This window comes from Paenibacillus tuaregi (assembly GCF_900086655.1).
GTDB classification, from domain to species: domain Bacteria; phylum Bacillota; class Bacilli; order Paenibacillales; family Paenibacillaceae; genus Fontibacillus; species Fontibacillus tuaregi.
Window position 1 is genome coordinate 4,764,397 of the sequence record NZ_LT575476.1, and the last position, 19,659, is coordinate 4,784,055.

The following is a 19,659-nucleotide window of genomic DNA, read 5'->3' on the forward strand; positions in this document are numbered from 1 at the left end:
GCCGGTTCGAGTCTAGAAGAGCCCGGCCGGAACCTATCGCCTACTTATTAATAAACCCTTTGTAATGGCGCTTCATCAACTGGCTTTCAATCGTCTTCATGGTATCCAGTGCAACACCGACTACGATCAGAAGAGATGTTCCCCCAATTTGAATTGAGCTAGGTAATCCAGCCCAAGTGCCCAAGGCTATCGGAAGCAGTGAAATTAGTGCCAGGAAGATTGCACCGGTCATCGTCAGACGTGTCATCACACGTGTGAGGTAAGTTGCCGTTGTTTTCCCTGGGCGAACTCCCGGAATATAACCCCCGTTCTTCTTCATCTGATCCGCCATTTGAGTCGGATTCATCTGAACAAAGGTGTAGAAGAACGTAAAACCAATAATCATTATGACATACAGCACCATAGCGAGCGGTGCGCCCTTTTGCATGGAGAAATTGTCAATGATCCACTGAGCCCAAGCATGCGTAGACCAGAAACCAGCAATGATTGATGGGAACTGGAGGAGGGAAACAGCAAAGATAACCGGGATAACGCCAGCCGCATTGATTTTCAATGGGATATGCGTATTTTGTCCGCCGTACATCTTGTTGCCAACCACCCGTTTTGCATACTGCACCGGGATCTTGCGGATCGCCTGTTGGATGTAAATAACACCGACAATAATCAGCGCTACAACCAAGGCAATGATTATAAATTTAGTGATATTCAGGAAGGTTTGGCCTTCCGCAATGAAATCAGAGTTGATCAAGCTTTGAATGTGTCCTGGAATACCCGCAATGATACTTGCAAAGATAATCAATGAAATACCATTACCAATACCCTTCTCCGTAATCTGTTCCCCGAGCCACATCAGGAACGCTGTTCCCGCTGTCAGCACAAGGGCAATCAGAGCATAGTCCGCAAATGTAGCATTTGGAACCATTTGAGTGCCGTAGATCCGGTTAAAACCGATCGACATTGCAAAGGCTTGAATCACACCCAGCGCAATCGTTAAATAACGAGTGAGCTGTGCTGATTTCTTTTTCCCCATCTCACCCTGTTTGGCCCATTCCGCAAGCTTTGGAACGACATCCATGGACAGGAGCTGAACGATGATGGAAGCCGTGATATATGGATAGATCCCAAGCGCAAGTATTGAGAACTGCTTCAATGCGCCGCCCGAGAACGTGTTCAGGAGACCGAACAGTGCATTACCTGCTTGATTCGTTGCCGTGAACACATCCGTGTTAACACCCGGAACCGGTACGAATGTACCAATCCGGTAGATCAAGAAAATAAACAGAGTAAACAAAATTCGGTTGCGTAGATCCTTCACATTCCATATATTCTTGAGGGTTTTAAACATTAGATCACCTCGGTTTTACCGCCGGCAGCCTCGATCTTCTCTACCGCAGATTGAGAGAACTTATTTGCTTTTACAGACAATTTCACTGTAACTTCGCCGTTGCCAAGAATCTTGATTCCGCTCTTCGCGTTCTTCACGATACCTTGTTCCAACAACAGCTCAGGAGTAACCTCTGTATCCGCCGCAAAGTTGTTAAGTTCCTCGATGTTCACAATCGCATACTCTTTACGGGTTGGGTTAACAAAACCACGTTTTGGCAAGCGACGATACAGTGGGTTTTGTCCACCTTCGAAGCCCGGACGAACACCACCGCCGGAACGAGCGTTTTGACCTTTGTGACCACGTCCAGATGTTTTACCCATACCGCTACTTGGTCCGCGACCCACGCGTTTGCGCTCTTTGCGGGAACCAGGAGCTGGGGAAAGCTCATGTAACTTCATCGTTCGTTGCACCTCCTTCATAATTGTGGGCTAAAGCTTTATGTTGTCTTACTCTTGAATTTCTTGTACAGATACCAAATGACTCACTTGATTAACCATACCACGAATAGCAGGATTGTCGTTGTGAACCACTTGTTGGTTGATTTTACGAAGTCCTAAAGTTTTCACGGTAGTACGTTGGTTCTCCGGACGGCCAATCAAACTCCGTACGAGGGTAATTTGAAGTTTTGCCATGAGATTCCCTCCTTAACCGAGAAGTTCTTCGACGGATTTACCGCGTAATTTCGCAACATCTTCAGCACGTTTCAGACGGGACAAGCCCTCCAAAGTCGCGTTGACCATGTTCATGGAATTCGAAGAACCTAAGGATTTTGTCAAAATGTCGCCTACACCAGCAAGTTCAAGTACTGCACGAACTGGTCCGCCAGCGATAACTCCAGTACCTTCGGAAGCCGGCTTCAAAAGAACGCGGCCAGCGCCAAAGTGTCCTGTTACAAGGTGAGGAATAGTCGTTCCAACAAGCGGAACGTGTACCAGATTCTTCTTCGCATCTTCGATACCTTTGCGAATTGCTTCTGGAACTTCGCCCGCTTTACCGATGCCAGCACCAACCCAGCCTTTGCCGTCGCCGACAACAACCAGTGCGCTGAAACTAAAACGACGTCCGCCCTTTACAACTTTAGCTACACGATTAATATTTACAACTCTTTCAGTCAGTTCTAAAGCGTTAGGATCTATACGCAAGTCGTTAACCTCCTTTTAGAAATAATCTTAGAATTCAAGACCAGCTTCACGAGCTGCGTCAGCAAGAGCCTGAATCCGTCCATGGTACAAGTAGCCACCGCGGTCAAATACCACGTTTTTAACGTTTTTAGCTTGAGCACGTTTTGCAATCAGTTCGCCAACTTGACGGGCAGATTCAACACTACCGCCGTTGTTGATGCTAGCGCTAAGCTCTTTATCAATTGTAGAAGCAGACGCAAGAGTTACGCCAGCTACGTCATCGATCAATTGAGCATAGATATGTTTGGAAGAACGGTATACGTTAAGTCTTGGACGTTCAGCCGTTCCTTGGATTTTTTTACGCACACGCAGGTGTCTTTTCAGACGCGCTTTGTTTTTATCCGCTTTTGTAATCATGACTTCCATTTCACTCCCTTCGGTTTACCATACAAGCCGTTTCAATTCAAGCCGCAATCGGGTTATTACCTGTAAGAAGCTTACTTCTTCTTACCAGCTTTACCTTCTTTACGAATAATACGTTCGCCTTCATACTTGATCCCTTTACCTTTGTAAGGCTCAGGCTCGCGTACGGAACGGATTTTAGCAGCGTATGCACCTACGCGCTCTTTATCGATTCCTTTAACGATGATCTTTGTATTCGCAGGAACTTCGAATTCGATGCCTGGTTCCGGAGTGATTTCAACCGGGTGGGAGTAACCCACGTTCAGGACGATCTTGTCACCGGATTTACTTGCACGGTATCCAACCCCAACCAGCTCAAGGGATTTGGAGAATCCGTCGGTTACACCGCTCACCATGTTGTTCACCACGCTGCGCGTAGTACCATGAAGAGAACGATGAAGTTTATTATCAGAAGGACGTTCTACATTGATTACGTTCTCTTCCACAGAAACTTTGATGTCCTTGTGAAGTTCACGAGTCAATGTACCTTTCGGTCCTTTTACCGTAATTACCGAGTTGTCGATTTTAACATCAACACCACTTGGTACGTTAATTGGTTTGCGACCAATACGAGACATTTGCTGCACCTCCTTGTTTTGTGACTTTAATTACCAAACGTAGCAGACAACTTCGCCGCCGGCTTTAGCCTGACGAGCTTCCTTGTCGGTCATAACACCTTTAGATGTGGAGATAATCGCAATACCTAGACCGCCGAGCACACGTGGAACTTCGTTGCTCTTCGTGTACACGCGAAGGCCAGGCTTACTGATTCTTTTCAATCCGGAAATAACGCGCTCGTTATTGGATCCGTATTTCAAGAAAATGCGGATAATCCCTTGTTTATTGTCATCGATATATTCTGCATCACGGATAAAACCTTCACGCTTCAAGATTTCAGCGATTTGTTTTTTGATCGTGGATGCAGGCATTTCCACAGTTTCGTGACGCACTACATTCGCGTTACGAATACGTGTAAGCATATCAGCAATTGGATCTGACATAGTCATTCGTGTAAACCTCCTTCCCGTTGTTGATTGTTTACCAGCTTGCTTTTTTCACGCCAGGGATCTGGCCTTTATAAGCTAATTCACGGAAACAAATTCTGCAGATTTTATATTTTTGCAGTACCGAATGTGGACGACCACAACGCTCACAACGTGTATATGCACGTACTTTGAACTTTGGTGTGCGTTGTTGTTTAACTTTCATTGAAGTTTTTGCCACTTAGCCTGACACCTCCTGATCGATTCCAAGAATCGAATTTTTCCTTACTTTACAAAAGGCATTCCGAGTCCGGCCAACAGTTCGCGCGACTCTTCATCGGTTTTAGCCGTAGTTACGATTACGATATCCATACCGCGCACTTTATCTACTTTGTCATACTCAATCTCAGGGAAGATCAATTGTTCCTTGAGGCCGAGTGTGTAGTTGCCACGTCCATCAAACGCTTTGTTAGATACACCGTGGAAGTCACGGACACGTGGAAGGGTTACATTGAACAGCTTGTCGAGGAAGTAGTACATACGCTCACCGCGAAGTGTTACTTTCACACCGATCGGCATGTTCTCACGAAGTTTAAATCCAGCGATGGATTTCTTCGCACGGGTGATAACTGGCTTTTGACCAGAGATCAGCTGCAGATCATTCACCGCAGAATCAAGTACTTTCGAGTTAGCTACTGCTTCACCAACACCCATGTTGATGACCACTTTCTCGATTTTAGGCACTTGCATAACCGTTGTATAGTTAAACTTTTGGATCAAAGCTGGGGTTACTTCATTCAAGAAACGCTCTTTCAATCTTGCTGCCATGAATCATGGACCTCCTTTCTTTCTTACTGGATTAGTCGATCACTTCTCCGGATTTCTTAGCTACACGAACTTTTTTGCCGTTATCCAATACTTTGTAACCGATACGGGTTACTTTTCCGCTCTTAGGATCGACATGCATAACGTTCGATGCGTGAATCGGAGCTTCTTGCTCAATAATTCCGCCTTGTGGGTTCAGCTGATTTGGCTTTTGATGTTTCTTCACCATGTTCACGCCTTCCACAAGCACACGGTTCTCACGAGGGTAAGCAGCGATGACGCGGCCTTTCTTGCCTTTGTCTTTACCACTGATTACGATCACCGTATCGTCTTTTTTGACGTGCAGTTTATTGTTGTGGGACTCCAGAATCTTTTTCAATCTAGGCATTTATTACACCTCCCGGTTGCATGAATATAAGGGACTCTTTCTTTAGATAACTTCCGGAGCCAAGGAAACGATCTTCATGAAATCTCTGTCACGCAGTTCGCGTGCAACAGGTCCGAAAATACGAGTACCACGTGGGCTCTTGTCCTCTTTAACTACTACAGCTGCGTTCTCGTCGAAAGCGATGTAAGAACCGTCTTTACGGCGCACCGAACGTTTAGTACGAACAACAACCGCTCTAACAACGTCACCTTTTTTGACAACGCCGCCTGGTGTTGCTTGTTTTACAGAACAAACGATCAAGTCACCGATTTGAGCTGTACGACGACCAGTACCACCCAGAACGCGGATACACATCAATTCCTTCGCTCCAGAGTTGTCAGCAACATGCAATCGTGTAAATGGTTGAATCATTCTAGTATCCTCCTTTCGACTTCAATGACGAGCAATTAGATAATAACCGCTTGTTCAACGACTTCTGCAAGTCTCCAGCGTTTATCTTTGGAAAGCGGGCGAGTTTCGATGATTTTCACCGTGTCACCAATTTTCGCAGTGTTGTTCTCATCATGCGCTTTAAATTTCTTAGTGTATTTAATGCGTTTATGATACAGGTCATGCTTTTTGTAAGTTTCAACAGCTACTACGATGGTTTTATCCATTTTGTCGCTGACAACTTTACCAATTTGCACTTTACGGGCATTGCGTTCGCTCATGGTTAGCCTCCTTCCTGAATTCAGGCGCTGCTATAAGCTGCGTCGTGTGTAACTTAGCTAGTAATACCAAGTTCTCTTTCATGTAAAACGGTTTTAGCACGAGCTATGGCCTTACGCACATCACGGATGCGAGTCGGGTTATCAAGCTGGCCAGTAGCCAGTTGGAAACGGAGATTAAAGAGTTCTTCTTTAAACCCAGCGATTTTTTGTTCAATTTCAACAGTGGTTAAGTTGCGAAGTTCATTAGCTTTCATTTGCTTCACCACCCAATTCTTCACGTTTCACAAACTTAGTTTTAACAGGCAGTTTGTGAGCGGCAAGACGCATCGCTTCGCGTGCGATTTCCTCCGATACACCAGCAAGTTCAAACATGATCTTACCTGGTTTCACAACTGCAACCCATTTCTCAACGTTACCTTTACCGCTACCCATACGAACCTCAAGAGGCTTTTGAGTAATCGGCTTATCCGGGAAAATTTTGATCCATACTTTACCACCACGCTTGATGTAACGCGTCATTGCAATACGCGCTGCTTCAATCTGACGGTTCGTGATCCAAGATGGTTCAGTTGCTTGCAGGCCGTATTCACCGAAGTTCAATTCAGTGCCGCCTTTAGCTTGACCTCTCAAACTACCGCGTTGTTGTTTGCGGTGTTTTACACGTTTTGGTACCAACATGATTAGTTGCCTCCTTCCTGAGCAGCTTGTTTCTTAGCCGTAGGAAGAACCTCTCCACGATAAATCCATACTTTTACACCGATACGGCCGTAAGTTGTATGAGCTTCAGCTGTACCGTAGTCAATATCAGCACGAAGCGTATGAAGTGGAACAGTTCCTTCACTGTAGCCTTCCGAACGAGCAATTTCAGCACCGCCAAGACGGCCGCTAACTGCTGTTTTAATCCCTTTCGCGCCAGAACGCATTGTTCTTTGAATCGCTTGTTTCAGAGCACGACGGAAAGAAACGCGACGTTCCAATTGTTGTGCAATGCTTTCTGCGACCAGAATTGCATCCAGCTCAGGGTGTTTGATTTCAGAAATATTGATATGAACTTTCTTGCCACCAGCGATCTTAGTGATATCGTTACGAAGGTTCTCAACTTCAGAACCACCTTTACCGATAACCATACCTGGCTTCGCAGTGTGGATAGTTACGTTCACACGGTTAGCCGCTCTTTCGATCTCGATACGAGATACTGCGGATTCTTTCAATTTACCTTTAAGGTGTTCACGAATTTTTACATCTTCCAGCAAAAGATCACCGAAATCTTTGCCTGCATACCATTTAGATTCCCAATCACGGATAATACCTACCCGCAATCCGACGGGATTTACCTTTTGGCCCACACGTTTTCCCTCCTTATTTTTCGGATACCACCAAAGTGATGTGGCTGGTGCGTTTGTTGATCCGGCTTGCACGTCCCATAGCACGAGGACGGAAACGTTTCATTGTCGGACCTTGGTTAACGAAGATTTCCGAAATAACCAATTTATTTACATCCATAGAATAGTTATGTTCAGCATTCGCAATCGCCGAGTTCAATAGCTTCTCCACTACTGGCGAAGCAGCTTTAGGAGTGTGGCGAAGAATGGCGATAGCTTCACCCACTTGCTTGCCGCGGATCAGGTCAACCACGAGCTTAACCTTACGAGCAGCAATACGAATGGATCTTGCATGTGCTTTTGCTTCCATGTTTGTTACCTCCTCTCAAACGAAGAACTTCATTTTAGCGTCTTGTTTTCTTATCGTCGTCCGTATGACCTTTGTAGGTACGGGTTGGTGCGAATTCGCCCAACTTGTGTCCTACCATATCTTCAGTTACATATACCGGTACGTGTTTGCGGCCGTCGTATACGCCGAAAGTGTGTCCGATAAACTGTGGGAAAATGGTGGAACGGCGGGACCAGGTTTTGATCACAACTTTTTTGTTACTTTCGTTCACTTCATCCACTTTTTTAAGCAGGTAGCCATCGATGAATGGCCCTTTTTTCAAACTGCGACCCATAGCTTGAATCCTCCCTTCATGAAACCTTTATAAGTCTCTAACCCGTTAACCGGAGAAGTAATGCGCCTAAGCGTATTACTTCGTGCGACGGCGAACGATGTATTTATCAGAAGCTTTTCCTTTTTTACGCGTTTTGTAACCAAGGGTTGGTTTGCCCCAAGGAGACAATGGCGATTTACGGCCGATCGGAGCGCGTCCTTCACCACCACCGTGAGGGTGATCGTTAGGGTTCATAACTACCCCGCGGACTTCCGGACGTTGACCCAACCAACGGCTGCGGCCAGCTTTACCGATTTTCACAAGCTCGTGGTCTCCGTTACCTACGGAACCGATTGTAGCGCGGCAAACTTTAAGAAGTTTACGCACTTCACCGGAAGAAAGACGAACTGTGACATATTTTTCTTCTTTACCAAGAAGTTGAGCTTCAGTACCAGCTGCACGAACAAGCTGTCCGCCTTTGCCTGGTTGAAGTTCGATGTTGTGGATAACTGTACCTACTGGAATGTTCTCCATAGGAAGCGCGTTACCGATTTTAATGTCGGCATTTGCACCAGATACTACAACGTCGTCCACTTTCAAGCCCTTAGGAGCAAGAATGTAACGTTTCTCACCGTCTGCATAGTGAATCAAAGCGATATTGGAAGTACGGTTCGGGTCATACTCGATTGTAGCAACGCGGCCCGGTATTCCATCTTTGTTCCGTTTGAAGTCGATGATACGATATTTACGTTTGTGTCCACCACCGTGGTGACGAACCGTAATTTTACCTTGGTTGTTACGGCCAGCAGTTTTGCTAAGCGGCGCAAGCAAGGATTTCTCCGGCACATTTGTTGTGATTTCTTCAAAAGTAGACACGGACATAGCGCGTCTTGCCGGGGATGTCGGTTTATACTTTTTGATTGGCACTTGTTTTCCCTCCTAACTGTGAAAAATTCTTATACCGATTCAAAGAACTCCAGCGGTTTGCTGTCGGCCGTAAGTGTTACGAACGCTTTCTTCCATTCGGAAGTGTATCCGAAATGACGTCCGTACCGTTTTGGCTTCGCAGGGACACGCAAGGTGTTAACATTGCTTACCTTCACGCCAAAGATCGCTTCAATCGCTTGTTTGATCTCAGTTTTGTTCGCACGGATATCCACTTCGAACACATATTTCTGTTCGCCCATGTATTCAGCCGTACGTTCTGTGATCACTGGACGTTTGATAACATCACGAGGATCTTTCATTACGCGAGCACCTCCTCTACCTTCTGAACTGCTTCTTTCGTAATGATCAGTTTGTCGTACGTAAGTACGTCAAGAACATTGATGCCATCAGCTGCTACAAATTTCACACCCGGAATGTTACGGGCAGAAAGCGCAACGTTGTCATCGTAGCTGGAGCCTACAACCAAAGCTTTGCGTTCTACCTTAAGGTTGTTCAAGATAGCTGCGAATTCTTTAGTCTTCGGTGCACCAAAGCTCAATTGATCTAGTACGATAATGTCGTTATCAACAACTTTCGAAGAAAGCGCGGATTTAATCGCCAAACGACGAACTTTCTTAGGAAGTTTGAATGCATAACTGCGTGGTGTTGGTCCGAATACGATACCACCACCTACCCATTGTGGAGCGCGGATCGAACCTTGACGAGCGCGGCCAGTACCTTTTTGTTTCCAAGGCTTACGACCACCGCCGCGTACTTCAGAACGTCCTTTTACTTTGTGAGTGCCTTGACGAAGGGATGCACGTTGCATAACAACCGCATCATGAAGGACATGGACGTTCGGCTCGATACCGAATATCGCATCGTTCAATTCAACTTCGCCAACTTGGCTGCCACTGACATTAAAAAGTGCTACTTTAGGCATTGTTTGTTCCTCCTTTCTTCAGAAGAATTATTTCTTCACCGTTTCTTTGATTTTCACGAAGCCTTTTTTAGGACCCGGTACAGAACCTTTCACGAGCAGCACGTTACGTTCAACGTCAACCTTGATGATCTCAAGTCCTTGAATCGTAACCGTTTCGCTACCCATATGTCCTGGCAGGTGTTTGCCTTTAGGAACACGGTTCGCTTGAATGGAACCCATGGAACCCGGTCTACGATGGTAACGGGAACCGTGAGCCATTGGTCCGCGGCTTTGTCCCCAACGTTTGATAACGCCGGCAAAACCTTTACCTTTGGAAATACCAGTTACGTCAACAAATTCACCTTCAGCAAAGACATCAGCTTTAACCTCTTGGCCAACCTCATATCCTGCCAAATCAATACCGCGAATTTCGCGAACGTAGCGCTTAGGTGCAGTATTAGCCTTTTTGGCATGTCCTGCTTCTGGTTTGTTAGCTGCTTTCTCTTTCTTATCAGAGAAACCAAGCTGTACCGCTTCATAACCGTCGTTCTCAGCATCCTTCTTCTGCAAAACAACATTGGGGCCTGCTTCGATTACAGTTACAGGGATTACATTACCTTCAGCGGTAAATACTTGAGTCATTCCAAGTTTTCTTCCTAAGATACCTTTCATGTTGACACCTCATTTCCTTTCCTAATCACAATGCATTTTATTGACTTACAGTTTGATTTCGATATCTACACCGGACGGCAGATCCAAGCGCATCAAGGCATCCACAGTTTGTGGAGTCGGATTCACAATATCGATCAGACGCTTGTGTGTGCGTTGTTCGAATTGCTCCCGAGAATCCTTGTACTTGTGTACCGCACGAAGAATAGTAATAACTTGTTTTTCTGTTGGAAGTGGAATCGGTCCAGATACGCCAGCACCCGAACGTTTTGCAGTTTCAACAATTTTCTCAGCGGATTGATCAAGAATTCTATGGTCGTAAGCTTTCAAACGAATACGAATCTTTTGCTTTGCCATTTTTAGTCCCTCCTTCTATCGCCCAATTTATTATCGGACATACTCCGTGAAAATTTTCCAATCACACTGCCTCATGGCAAAGGGGCCGGGTGTGTCGGTAACCTCTCACATCATCGCAACGTCACAGAACAACATTCATTATTATATAGAATCCATAGGCTGAATGCAAGCATAATATACAAAAAACTTTGCAAGCTCACAGATGATATATTTACCAGTGTGCTTAACGCTTCCAGTCACCCAATACAGCTTTCTTCTATTATAAATAAAAAAGGTCCGCCTCCAAGAGACGAACCTTCTCTTCTTTCGTTTACATCACACTGTTGCTCGTTCCATCACACTGTTGCTTTATTGTTCAAACCAAGCTTTTGCAGCTTGATTATTTTTGGATTGTTGCTACGGATCCTGCGCCTACTGTACGTCCGCCTTCACGAATGGAGAACTTAGTTCCTTCTTCAATCGCGATTGGGGAGATCAGTTGTACAGTAACAGTGATGTTATCACCAGGCATAACCATTTCAGAACCTTCTGGAAGGTTGATGATACCAGTTACGTCAGTTGTACGGAAGTAGAACTGTGGACGGTATCCAGTGAAGAAAGGCTTGTGACGGCCACCCTCTTCTTTAGTCAGAACGTAGATTTGAGCAGTGAACTCAGTGTGTGGCTTAACGGAAGCTGGTTTAGCCAATACTTGACCACGCTCGATTTGGTTACGGTCTACACCGCGAAGAAGAGCACCGATGTTGTCACCAGCTTGAGCGGAATCCAGCAATTTGCGGAACATCTCAACACCAGTTACAACGGATTTCTTAGTTTCTTCAGTGATACCCACGATTTCGATCTCGTCGCCCACTTTAACAGTACCGCGCTCTACACGACCTGTAGCAACTGTACCACGGCCAGTGATGGAGAATACGTCCTCGACAGGCATAAGGAAAGGCTTGTCAGTTTGACGCTCTGGAAGCGGGATGTAAGTGTCGATGATTTCGAACATTTCAACGATTTTCTTAGCCCAGTCGCCGTCTGGGTTTTGAAGAGCTTCACGAGCAGAACCACGAGTGATTGGAGTGTCGTCACCAGGGAACTCGTATTCGTTCAGAAGGTCACGAATTTCCATTTCAACCAGTTCCAAGAGCTCTTCGTCTTCAACCATGTCACATTTGTTCAGGAACACAACGATGTAAGGCACGCCTACTTGGCGGGACAACAGGATGTGCTCACGAGTTTGTGGCATTGGGCCGTCAGCTGCGGATACAACCAGGATTGCTCCGTCCATTTGAGCAGCACCAGTGATCATGTTTTTAACATAGTCGGCGTGACCTGGGCAGTCAACGTGTGCATAGTGACGGTTGTTAGTTTCATACTCAACGTGTGCAGTTGAGATTGTGATACCGCGTTCGCGCTCTTCTGGAGCTTTATCGATTTGGTCGAATGCTACAGCAGCACCACCATAAGTCTTGGACAATACAGTAGTGATTGCAGCAGTCAGGGTAGTTTTACCATGGTCAACGTGACCGATTGTACCGATGTTAACATGCGGTTTTGTACGTTCAAATTTAGCCTTTGCCATTTTAAACAGTTCCTCCTTAAAATATGGGATTGTTATGTTTGGGCCGTCCGGAATGCCTTTCCGAAGAAAGACTTCCTTCCAGCAGTTAAAAACAGATTAGTCTGTACCTTTGGCTTTGGATACGATCTCTTCCTGAATGGATTTAGGAACTTCTTCGTAGTGACTAATTTCCATTGAGAACACACCGCGTCCTTGTGTACCAGAACGAAGAGTTGTGGAATATCCGAACATCTCGGAGAGAGGCACCTTCGCACGGATGATTTGAGCTCCACCACGGGAATCCATACCTTCGATACGGCCACGGCGGGAGTTCAGCATACCCATAACGTCACCCATGTACTCTTCAGGGACTGTTACTTCAACTTTCATGATTGGCTCAAGAATAACCGGCTTACACTTCTCTTTAGCCGCTTTCAGAGCCATAGAACCTGCAATTTTGAACGCCATCTCGTTGGAGTCAACATCATGGTATGATCCATCGACGATTGTCGCTTTTACATCCACGAGTGGGAATCCAGCAAGGACACCGTTCTTCATTTGCTCTTCGATACCTTGTTGTGCTGGTCCGATATATTCTCTTGGTACCGAACCACCGACAATCTTGCTATCGAATTGGTTACCACTGCCTGGTTCAAGCGGTTCGAATTCAACCCATACGTGACCGTATTGACCACGGCCCCCGGATTGACGTACGAACTTACCTTCAACGCGTGCAGCTTCACGGAAAGTCTCACGGTAAGCAACCTGTGGTTTACCTACGTTCGTTTCAACCTTGAACTCACGACGCATACGGTCGATGATGATATCAAGGTGAAGCTCACCCATACCTGCCAGGATCGTTTGACCTGTTTCTTCATTAGTAGACGCACGAAGAGTTGGATCCTCTTCAGTGAGCTTACCAAGAGCAACACTCATCTTATCTTGGTCGGCTTTAGTTTTAGGTTCAACCGCGATCTCGATAACTGGTTCAGGGAAGTTCATCGATTCAAGAATAACCGGATGCTTCTCATCACACAGTGTATCACCTGTACCGGTATCTTTCAAACCTACGGCAGCTGCGATATCACCGGAGTAAACTTCAGTGATCTCTTGACGGCTGTTCGCATGCATCTGAAGGATACGACCGATACGCTCGCGTTTGCCTTTTGTAGCATTCAGCACGTATGAACCGGATTGAAGAACACCGGAGTACACACGGAAGAATGTCAATTTACCCACATAAGGGTCTGTCATGATTTTAAATGCCAATGCCGAGAACGGTTCTTCGTCCGAAGACTTACGAATCGCTTCAGTTCCATCGTCAAGGTGACCCTTGATGTCCGGCACGTCGATCGGAGCTGGCAGGTAATCAATAACTGCGTCCAGCATAAGCTGAACCCCTTTATTGCGGTAAGAAGAACCGCAGATAACTGGGAAGATCTTAACTTCTACTACACCTTTACGAAGGGCTGCTTTGATCTCAGCTACTGTGATCTCTTCACCCTCAAGGTATTTCATAGTCAGTTCTTCATCAAGTTCTGCAACCTTCTCAATCAGTTCACTGCGAAGCTCTTCGACTTGGTCTTTGAATTCCGCAGGGATTTCGGTTTCTTCGATGTTTTGACCCAGATCGTCTTTGTACATATACGCTTTTTCTTCAACGATATCAATGATACCGGTAAAGTCGTTCTCTGCACCGATTGGAAGCTGGATAGCCACCGCATTCGCTTGCAGACGATCACGCATATCTTTTACAACGTTCAGGTAGTCAGCACCGATAATATCCATTTTGTTAACATATGCGATCCGTGGAACGCCATAACGGTCAGCCTGTCTCCATACAGTTTCAGACTGTGGCTCCACGCCTTCTTTCGCACTGAAAACGCCTACTGCCCCGTCCAATACACGAAGGGAACGTTCTACTTCAACTGTGAAGTCAACGTGCCCTGGGGTATCGATGATATTAACGCGGTGACCTTTCCATTGAGCGGTAGTTGCAGCGGACGTAATTGTGATCCCGCGCTCCTGCTCTTGCTCCATCCAGTCCATTGTTGCAGCACCCTCGTGAACTTCCCCGATTTTGTGCGTACGGCCTGTGTAGAACAAGATCCGCTCAGTGGTAGTTGTCTTACCGGCGTCAATATGTGCCATGATCCCGATATTACGTGTATTTTTCAAGGAGAACTCTCTTGCCATGAATAAAGTCTCCCTTCAAAATTGAAGTTATTAGTTTCGGCCTTATCCTACCAACGATAGTGAGCAAACGCACGGTTTGCTTCAGCCATTTTGTGCGTATCTTCGCGTTTCTTAACCGAAGCGCCAGTGTTGTTGGATGCATCGATGATCTCAGCAGCCAAACGCTCTTCCATAGTTTTCTCTCCGCGATTGCGGGAGTAGTTCACGAGCCAACGTAAACCAAGGGAAGTACGTCTTTCTGGTTTAACTTCGATAGGCACTTGATAGTTCGCACCACCTACACGGCGAGCTTTAACTTCAAGGACCGGCATGATGTTCTTGATAGCTGCTTCAAACACTTCCATTGGATCATTACCAGTACGTTCTTGAATCAGGTTGAACGCATTGTACAGGATGCTTTGAGCAACTCCGCGTTTTCCGTCGAGCATGATGCGGTTGATTAGGCGGGTAACAAGCTTGCTGTTATACACCGGATCCGGCAGCACGTCTCTCTTTGTAACAGGACCTTTGCGTGGCATGGATTATCCCCCTTTCAGTAATAGTTCATTCAATTAATGTTATTCGTTAATCTTAAGACTTCTTAGCCTTAGGACGTTTCGCACCGTATTTAGAACGGGCTTGCATACGATTGTTAACACCTGCAGTATCAAGAGCTCCGCGTACGATATGATAACGTACCCCTGGAAGGTCTTTTACCCGGCCTCCACGAATCAGCACGACACTGTGTTCCTGCAGATTGTGTCCGATACCCGGAATGTAAGCAGTCACCTCTACGCGGTTCGTCAAACGAACACGGGCATATTTACGAAGCGCCGAGTTCGGTTTCTTCGGAGTCATAGTACCTACACGAGTGCAGACACCACGTTTTTGTGGAGCGCTCAAATCAGTAGCCTCACGCTTCAGGGCGTTGAACCCTCTTTGAAGAGCTGGCGATTTGGACTTGTAGACCTTAGCTTGACGTCCTTTACGAACTAGTTGGTTAATTGTTGGCATGTTGTTGCCACCCCCTTCCTCAATGTTTACGCATCTTTACAAACCAATTAATTAAGCCCACAGACCCAGGCGGTTCATAAAAAAGCAAAGGAAAGTTTTTGCCTCGGGCATTCACCCTAATGCAAAAACGTTTCATACGATTATTGTTTTACTATCGCAACCACAGCCGCTCCAACCTCAATCCCGCAAGCTTTGCCGAGTTCCTTCATGGTATCAACATAAGTCAGTTTGATCGAAGCCTTATTGCAGAGCCCTATGATCTTTGACGTAACACGTGGATCTGCATCTTGTGCGATGTAAACCTCTTCGGCATTTCCAAGTTCCACGGCTTTCGTCGCTTGCTTGGCGCCAATCTTGACATGAGCATCCTGTAGTCCTCTATCATTAGACATCTTTCGATTCCTCCAAAAATACAGGGAATTACCTCTACTCACGCACCTTTGCTATATTAGCATCCCAGATGGGCGATGTCAAGCAATTAAATGAATAAAACGGCGAAGCAGCCGTAAGTGGAGTTATAGCTCCACATATGACTGCTCCGGCGTCAACCCGGACGGCTATTACTCTACCGATACCGGTTCAAGGCTTTCTTCAGAAACGCCATCTTCCTCTTGATCATCAAACTGAACGCTGCGGTAACGGTTCATACCTGTACCTGCAGGAATCAGCTTACCGATAATAACGTTCTCCTTAAGTCCGAGCAGCTTGTCGACTTTGCCTTTGATGGCAGCGTCGGTAAGTACCCGTGTGGTTTCCTGGAAGGAAGCCGCAGACAAGAAGGAGTCTGTCTCCAAGGAAGCTTTGGTAATACCCAGCAGAACCGGTTTGGCCACAGCAGGCTCTTTATCCGACAGGATGGCCTCTTTGTTGGCTGTCTCGTATTCATAAATATCCACAAATGAACCCGGAAGAAGTGCTGTATCCCCGGCATCCACAATACGGATCTTACGAAGCATCTGCTTGATCATAACTTCAATGTGTTTATCGTTGATTTCTACGCCTTGGTTACGGTATACGCGCTGTACTTCCTGCAAAATGTAGTTCTGTACGCCGCGGATACCTTTGATGCGCAGAATTTCTTTAGGGTCAATGGAACCGTCTGTCAGCTCATCCCCAGCTTCGATCTCCTGTCCTTCGCTTACGCGCAGACGGGAACCGTAAGTTACGGAGTACACTTTCGTCTCGGCTTCACCTTGAATCTCAATTTCACGGCGGTCCTTCGCTTCACGGATTTCCTTAACTACGCCGTCAAGCTCACTGATGGTAGCCTGACCTTTCGGATTCCGTGCTTCGAAGAGCTCCTGGATACGCGGCAAACCTTGTGTGATATCGTCACCCGCAACGCCCCCGGTATGGAACGTACGCATCGTGAGCTGGGTTCCCGGCTCCCCGATGGATTGAGCGGCAATGATGCCGACCGCTTCACCGATTTCCACGAACTTGCCTGTTGCCAGGTTGCGTCCGTAACATTTCTTACATACCCCGTGACGTGCACGGCAGCTGAGAACAGAACGGATCTGCAGCTTCTCAACGCCAGCCTTCACGATCGCATTCGCACGATCGGTATCAATCAGCTCGTTGCGCGCAACGATGATCTCTCCGGTCTCCGGATGTTTAATTGTTTCGAAGGAATAGCGTCCTTCAATACGGTCAAACAGATCTTCAATGATCTCTTTACCGTCTTGAATCCGGGATACAGTAATCCCTTTATCCGTACCACAGTCGTCTTCACGAACGATAACATCCTGCGCAACGTCTACCAGACGGCGTGTCAGGTAACCGGAATCGGCTGTACGAAGAGCTGTATCCGCCAGACCTTTACGGGCTCCGTGTGTCGAGATAAAGTACTCGAGGACGGTAAGTCCTTCACGGAAGTTCGCTTTGATCGGAAGCTCATAAATCCGTCCGGATGGCGTTGCCATCAGACCCCGCATACCGCCCAGCTGGGTGATCTGCGATTTGTTCCCCCGCGCTTTGGAGTCAACCATGAGCATGATGGAGTTGAAGCGGTCCATCGATTTCATGAGGACGTCTGTAAGCTGATCCTTGGATTTGGACCAGATATCAATTACGCGGTCATACCGTTCTTCATCCGTAATCAAGCCGCGGCGGTACTGGTTGGTAACCACACGTACCTTCTCATCGGACTCACGCATGATGGTTGCTTTTTCTTCAGGCACTACAACGTCGGATACGGCGATACTTACACCGGCGCGTGTGGAGTACGTGAAGCCAAGCTGTTTGATTCTATCCAGAATCACAGACGTTTCTGTCGTGTGATAGGTCTCGAAGCAGCGTGCGATAATCGATCCCAGATATTCCTTACCCACAGCGCTTGCAATGGCCGGATCGGCAATGCGTTCCGCCAGATCAGCGCCTTTCTCATGAACGAAGTACTTGTCAGGAGTCCCGTTGAACAGGTTATCCCGGGTAGCTTCATTGATGTAAGGGAAGCTGGATGGGAAGATTTCGTTAAAAATAATCTTACCCACTGTAGTAACAAGCAGCGCCTTTTGCTGTTCAGGTGTAAATCCGTCTTTGTTCAAAGCTTTGGCCGGAATAACAACACGTGCATGCAGGGATGCTACACCGCGCTGATAAGCGGATACGGCTTCGTTCACACTGCCCAGAATCATACCCGAACCTTTGGCTTTGTTGTCGTCCATCGTCAGGTAGAACGATCCAAGGACCATATCCTGGGATGGTGTAACAACCGGCTTGCCGTCTTTCGGGTTCAGGATGTTACCGGATGCGAGCATCAGAATGCGCGCCTCGGCCTGAGCTTCAGCTGACAGAGGAACGTGTACCGCCATTTGGTCACCGTCGAAGTCAGCGTTATACGCCGTACATACGAGCGGGTGAAGACGGATCGCACGACCTTCTACCAAGATCGGTTCAAATGCCTGGATACCCAGACGGTGAAGCGTCGGTGCACGGTTCAGAAGAACCGGATGCTCCTTGATTACCTCTTCCAACACATCCCATACCTCAGGGCTTACGCGTTCCACCTTGCGTTTAGCACTCTTGATATTATGGGCCAAGCCTTTATTTACAAGCTCTTTCATGACAAAAGGCTTGAACAGCTCCAGTGCCATTTCCTTAGGCAGACCACACTGGTACATCTTCAGATAAGGACCTACTACGATAACGGAACGACCAGAATAGTCTACCCGTTTACCGAGCAAGTTCTGACGGAAACGGCCCTGCTTACCTTTCAGCATATGGCTGAGAGATTTAAGCGGACGGTTACCCGGACCAGTTACTGGACGGCCGCGGCGGCCGTTATCGATCAGGGCGTCCACCGCTTCCTGAAGCATGCGTTTCTCGTTCTGAACGATGATGTCCGGTGCGCCAAGGTCAAGAAGGCGTTTCAACCGGTTATTCCGGTTGATTACGCGGCGGTACAGATCGTTCAGGTCAGACGTTGCAAAACGTCCACCATCGAGCTGAACCATCGGACGAAGTTCCGGAGGGATGACCGGAAGGACGTCCAGAATCATCCACTCCGGCTCGTTGCCGGAATTGCGGAAGGCCTCAATGACTTCAAGACGCTTGATTGCCCGGTTGCGGCGCTGGCCTTGGGCCGTGCGCAGCTCTTCCTTCAGGAAATCAAGTTCTTTCTCCACGTCGATATCCTGCAGAAGCTTCTTGACAGCTTCGGCACCCATGCCGGCTTGGAAACCGTAGCCGTATTTCTCACGGTAGCTACGGTATTCCTTCTCGGACAGGAGCTGCTTTTTCTCAAGCGGCGTATCGCCAGGATCTGTGACAACATATGATGCAAAGTAAATAATCTCTTCCAAAGATCTAGGGGACATATCCAAAGCCAATCCCATCCGGCTAGGAATCCCTTTGAAATACCATATATGTGAAACAGGTGCAGCCAGTTCAATGTGGCCCATACGTTCACGGCGCACTTTAGCGCGTGTGACCTCAACGCCGCAGCGGTCGCAGACAACGCCTTTGTAACGCACACGCTTGTACTTACCGCAATGACATTCCCAGTCTTTTGTAGGACCGAAAATTTTCTCGCAGAAGAGCCCTTCTTTCTCCGGCTTCAGCGTACGATAGTTAATCGTCTCCGGTTTCTTCACTTCTCCGCGGGACCAAGAACGAATTTTATCTGGGGAAGCAAGCCCAATTTTCATAAACTCGAAATTGTTGACGTCCAACAAAGAGCATCCCT

General features: G+C 47.0%; 28 protein-coding genes. All 28 read right to left on the reverse strand.

Going from position 1 to position 19,659, the window contains the following annotated elements; translation table 11 throughout:
* Positions 1-40: 40 nt before the first annotated feature.
* The gene (gene secY / locus BN6628_RS21455) at positions 41-1,345 is read right to left on the reverse strand and encodes a preprotein translocase subunit SecY (protein WP_068620385.1); all 1,305 of its coding nucleotides are present in this window, start codon (positions 1,343-1,345) and stop codon (positions 41-43) included.
* Complete coding sequence (rplO, locus tag BN6628_RS21460) at positions 1,345-1,785, reverse strand: 50S ribosomal protein L15 (RefSeq protein ID WP_068620387.1); 441 nt, start codon at positions 1,783-1,785, stop codon at positions 1,345-1,347. Before rplO ends, secY begins: the two co-directional genes overlap by 1 nt.
* A gap of 48 nt (positions 1,786-1,833) precedes the next feature.
* Complete coding sequence (gene rpmD / locus BN6628_RS21465; protein WP_068620389.1) at positions 1,834-2,019, reverse strand: 50S ribosomal protein L30; 186 nt, start codon at positions 2,017-2,019, stop codon at positions 1,834-1,836.
* A 12-nt stretch (positions 2,020-2,031) separates the two neighbouring features.
* Complete coding sequence (gene rpsE / locus BN6628_RS21470; RefSeq protein WP_068620394.1) at positions 2,032-2,529, reverse strand: 30S ribosomal protein S5; 498 nt, start codon at positions 2,527-2,529, stop codon at positions 2,032-2,034.
* Between the two features lie 27 nt (positions 2,530-2,556).
* On the reverse strand, positions 2,557-2,925 hold the full coding sequence (gene rplR / locus BN6628_RS21475) for a 50S ribosomal protein L18 (RefSeq protein WP_082927147.1): 369 nt from the start codon (positions 2,923-2,925) through the stop codon (positions 2,557-2,559).
* A gap of 80 nt (positions 2,926-3,005) precedes the next feature.
* Positions 3,006-3,548 carry a 50S ribosomal protein L6 gene (gene rplF / locus BN6628_RS21480; protein WP_068620398.1) on the reverse strand — a complete coding sequence of 181 codons (543 nt, stop codon included), beginning with the start codon at positions 3,546-3,548 and terminating at the stop codon, positions 3,006-3,008.
* 30 nt (positions 3,549-3,578) lie between these two features.
* Positions 3,579-3,977 carry a 30S ribosomal protein S8 gene (gene rpsH / locus BN6628_RS21485; protein WP_068620401.1) on the reverse strand — a complete coding sequence of 133 codons (399 nt, stop codon included), beginning with the start codon at positions 3,975-3,977 and terminating at the stop codon, positions 3,579-3,581.
* Positions 3,978-4,008: 31 nt separating this feature from the next.
* Positions 4,009-4,194 carry a type Z 30S ribosomal protein S14 gene (locus BN6628_RS25765; protein ID WP_009226651.1) on the reverse strand — a complete coding sequence of 62 codons (186 nt, stop codon included), beginning with the start codon at positions 4,192-4,194 and terminating at the stop codon, positions 4,009-4,011.
* Positions 4,195-4,238: 44 nt separating this feature from the next.
* Complete coding sequence (rplE, locus tag BN6628_RS21490) at positions 4,239-4,781, reverse strand: 50S ribosomal protein L5 (RefSeq protein WP_068620403.1); 543 nt, start codon at positions 4,779-4,781, stop codon at positions 4,239-4,241.
* Between the two features lie 31 nt (positions 4,782-4,812).
* Positions 4,813-5,166, reverse strand: a complete 354-nt coding sequence (gene rplX, locus BN6628_RS21495) for a 50S ribosomal protein L24 (RefSeq protein ID WP_082927007.1) — start codon at positions 5,164-5,166, stop codon at positions 4,813-4,815.
* Positions 5,167-5,208: 42 nt separating this feature from the next.
* The gene (rplN, locus tag BN6628_RS21500; RefSeq protein WP_068620404.1) at positions 5,209-5,577 is read right to left on the reverse strand and encodes a 50S ribosomal protein L14; all 369 of its coding nucleotides are present in this window, start codon (positions 5,575-5,577) and stop codon (positions 5,209-5,211) included.
* A gap of 35 nt (positions 5,578-5,612) precedes the next feature.
* Positions 5,613-5,876, reverse strand: a complete 264-nt coding sequence (gene rpsQ / locus BN6628_RS21505) for a 30S ribosomal protein S17 (RefSeq protein ID WP_068620405.1) — start codon at positions 5,874-5,876, stop codon at positions 5,613-5,615.
* Positions 5,877-5,929: 53 nt separating this feature from the next.
* Positions 5,930-6,130 carry a 50S ribosomal protein L29 gene (gene rpmC / locus BN6628_RS21510; protein WP_068620407.1) on the reverse strand — a complete coding sequence of 67 codons (201 nt, stop codon included), beginning with the start codon at positions 6,128-6,130 and terminating at the stop codon, positions 5,930-5,932.
* The gene (rplP, locus tag BN6628_RS21515; protein WP_068620409.1) at positions 6,120-6,554 is read right to left on the reverse strand and encodes a 50S ribosomal protein L16; all 435 of its coding nucleotides are present in this window, start codon (positions 6,552-6,554) and stop codon (positions 6,120-6,122) included. The genes rpmC and rplP overlap by 11 nt, the downstream gene beginning before the upstream one ends.
* A 2-nt stretch (positions 6,555-6,556) precedes the next feature.
* Complete coding sequence (gene rpsC / locus BN6628_RS21520; RefSeq protein WP_068620411.1) at positions 6,557-7,222, reverse strand: 30S ribosomal protein S3; 666 nt, start codon at positions 7,220-7,222, stop codon at positions 6,557-6,559.
* A 13-nt stretch (positions 7,223-7,235) separates the two neighbouring features.
* On the reverse strand, positions 7,236-7,568 hold the full coding sequence (rplV, locus tag BN6628_RS21525) for a 50S ribosomal protein L22 (RefSeq protein ID WP_068620412.1): 333 nt from the start codon (positions 7,566-7,568) through the stop codon (positions 7,236-7,238).
* 34 nt (positions 7,569-7,602) lie between these two features.
* Positions 7,603-7,881 carry a 30S ribosomal protein S19 gene (rpsS, locus tag BN6628_RS21530; protein WP_068620413.1) on the reverse strand — a complete coding sequence of 93 codons (279 nt, stop codon included), beginning with the start codon at positions 7,879-7,881 and terminating at the stop codon, positions 7,603-7,605.
* Positions 7,882-7,956: 75 nt separating this feature from the next.
* A complete protein-coding gene (gene rplB, locus BN6628_RS21535) occupies positions 7,957-8,787 on the reverse strand; it encodes a 50S ribosomal protein L2 (protein ID WP_068620414.1) in 831 nt (276 codons plus the stop codon).
* Between the two features lie 29 nt (positions 8,788-8,816).
* Complete coding sequence (rplW, locus tag BN6628_RS21540) at positions 8,817-9,107, reverse strand: 50S ribosomal protein L23 (protein WP_068620416.1); 291 nt, start codon at positions 9,105-9,107, stop codon at positions 8,817-8,819.
* On the reverse strand, positions 9,107-9,730 hold the full coding sequence (gene rplD / locus BN6628_RS21545; protein WP_068620418.1) for a 50S ribosomal protein L4: 624 nt from the start codon (positions 9,728-9,730) through the stop codon (positions 9,107-9,109). The genes rplW and rplD overlap by 1 nt, the downstream gene beginning before the upstream one ends.
* Before the next feature lie 27 nt (positions 9,731-9,757).
* The gene (rplC, locus tag BN6628_RS21550; protein WP_068620420.1) at positions 9,758-10,381 is read right to left on the reverse strand and encodes a 50S ribosomal protein L3; all 624 of its coding nucleotides are present in this window, start codon (positions 10,379-10,381) and stop codon (positions 9,758-9,760) included.
* 45 nt (positions 10,382-10,426) lie between these two features.
* Positions 10,427-10,735, reverse strand: a complete 309-nt coding sequence (gene rpsJ, locus BN6628_RS21555; RefSeq protein ID WP_009226637.1) for a 30S ribosomal protein S10 — start codon at positions 10,733-10,735, stop codon at positions 10,427-10,429.
* Positions 10,736-11,114: 379 nt separating this feature from the next.
* The gene (gene tuf, locus BN6628_RS21560; RefSeq protein ID WP_068620421.1) at positions 11,115-12,305 is read right to left on the reverse strand and encodes an elongation factor Tu; all 1,191 of its coding nucleotides are present in this window, start codon (positions 12,303-12,305) and stop codon (positions 11,115-11,117) included.
* Between the two features lie 96 nt (positions 12,306-12,401).
* On the reverse strand, positions 12,402-14,480 hold the full coding sequence (fusA, locus tag BN6628_RS21565) for an elongation factor G (RefSeq protein ID WP_068620422.1): 2,079 nt from the start codon (positions 14,478-14,480) through the stop codon (positions 12,402-12,404).
* Positions 14,481-14,527: 47 nt separating this feature from the next.
* The gene (gene rpsG / locus BN6628_RS21570) at positions 14,528-14,998 is read right to left on the reverse strand and encodes a 30S ribosomal protein S7 (protein ID WP_068620423.1); all 471 of its coding nucleotides are present in this window, start codon (positions 14,996-14,998) and stop codon (positions 14,528-14,530) included.
* A gap of 52 nt (positions 14,999-15,050) precedes the next feature.
* Positions 15,051-15,473, reverse strand: coding sequence for a 30S ribosomal protein S12 (rpsL, locus tag BN6628_RS21575; protein ID WP_068620424.1), 423 nt, complete (start codon positions 15,471-15,473; stop codon positions 15,051-15,053).
* Between the two features lie 140 nt (positions 15,474-15,613).
* Positions 15,614-15,865 carry a ribosomal L7Ae/L30e/S12e/Gadd45 family protein gene (locus BN6628_RS21580; protein ID WP_068620425.1) on the reverse strand — a complete coding sequence of 84 codons (252 nt, stop codon included), beginning with the start codon at positions 15,863-15,865 and terminating at the stop codon, positions 15,614-15,616.
* Between the two features lie 168 nt (positions 15,866-16,033).
* The gene (gene rpoC, locus BN6628_RS21585) at positions 16,034-19,648 is read right to left on the reverse strand and encodes a DNA-directed RNA polymerase subunit beta' (protein ID WP_068620427.1); all 3,615 of its coding nucleotides are present in this window, start codon (positions 19,646-19,648) and stop codon (positions 16,034-16,036) included.
* Positions 19,649-19,659 lie beyond the last annotated feature (11 nt).

Bases quoted from the DNA above. Each gene is read 5' to 3' on its own strand.
- rplV (WP_068620412.1), bottom strand. From the start codon at position 7,568: ATGGAAGCAAAAGCACATGCAAGATCCATTCGTATTGCTGCTCGTAAG.
- fusA (WP_068620422.1), bottom strand. From the start codon at position 14,480: ATGGCAAGAGAGTTCTCCTTGAAAAATACACGTAATATCGGGATCATG.
- rpsG (WP_068620423.1), bottom strand. From the start codon at position 14,998: ATGCCACGCAAAGGTCCTGTTACAAAGAGAGACGTGCTGCCGGATCCG.
- tuf (WP_068620421.1), bottom strand. From the start codon at position 12,305: ATGGCAAAGGCTAAATTTGAACGTACAAAACCGCATGTTAACATCGGT.
- rpmC (WP_068620407.1), bottom strand. From the start codon at position 6,130: ATGAAAGCTAATGAACTTCGCAACTTAACCACTGTTGAAATTGAACAA.
- rpmD (WP_068620389.1), bottom strand. From the start codon at position 2,019: ATGGCAAAACTTCAAATTACCCTCGTACGGAGTTTGATTGGCCGTCCG.
- rplX (WP_082927007.1), bottom strand. From the start codon at position 5,166: ATGCCTAGATTGAAAAAGATTCTGGAGTCCCACAACAATAAACTGCAC.
- rplN (WP_068620404.1), bottom strand. From the start codon at position 5,577: ATGATTCAACCATTTACACGATTGCATGTTGCTGACAACTCTGGAGCG.
- rplF (WP_068620398.1), bottom strand. From the start codon at position 3,548: ATGTCTCGTATTGGTCGCAAACCAATTAACGTACCAAGTGGTGTTGAT.
- rpsJ (WP_009226637.1), bottom strand. From the start codon at position 10,735: ATGGCAAAGCAAAAGATTCGTATTCGTTTGAAAGCTTACGACCATAGA.
- secY (WP_068620385.1), bottom strand. From the start codon at position 1,345: ATGTTTAAAACCCTCAAGAATATATGGAATGTGAAGGATCTACGCAAC.
- rplC (WP_068620420.1), bottom strand. From the start codon at position 10,381: ATGAAAGGTATCTTAGGAAGAAAACTTGGAATGACTCAAGTATTTACC.
- BN6628_RS21580 (WP_068620425.1), bottom strand. From the start codon at position 15,865: ATGTCTAATGATAGAGGACTACAGGATGCTCATGTCAAGATTGGCGCC.
- rplW (WP_068620416.1), bottom strand. From the start codon at position 9,107: ATGAAAGATCCTCGTGATGTTATCAAACGTCCAGTGATCACAGAACGT.
- rplP (WP_068620409.1), bottom strand. From the start codon at position 6,554: ATGTTGGTACCAAAACGTGTAAAACACCGCAAACAACAACGCGGTAGT.
- rpsH (WP_068620401.1), bottom strand. From the start codon at position 3,977: ATGACTATGTCAGATCCAATTGCTGATATGCTTACACGTATTCGTAAC.
- rpsQ (WP_068620405.1), bottom strand. From the start codon at position 5,876: ATGAGCGAACGCAATGCCCGTAAAGTGCAAATTGGTAAAGTTGTCAGC.
- rpsS (WP_068620413.1), bottom strand. From the start codon at position 7,881: ATGGGTCGCAGTTTGAAAAAAGGGCCATTCATCGATGGCTACCTGCTT.
- rplD (WP_068620418.1), bottom strand. From the start codon at position 9,730: ATGCCTAAAGTAGCACTTTTTAATGTCAGTGGCAGCCAAGTTGGCGAA.
- rpsL (WP_068620424.1), bottom strand. From the start codon at position 15,473: ATGCCAACAATTAACCAACTAGTTCGTAAAGGACGTCAAGCTAAGGTC.
- rplR (WP_082927147.1), bottom strand. From the start codon at position 2,925: ATGATTACAAAAGCGGATAAAAACAAAGCGCGTCTGAAAAGACACCTG.
- rplO (WP_068620387.1), bottom strand. From the start codon at position 1,785: ATGAAGTTACATGAGCTTTCCCCAGCTCCTGGTTCCCGCAAAGAGCGC.
- rplE (WP_068620403.1), bottom strand. From the start codon at position 4,781: ATGGCAGCAAGATTGAAAGAGCGTTTCTTGAATGAAGTAACCCCAGCT.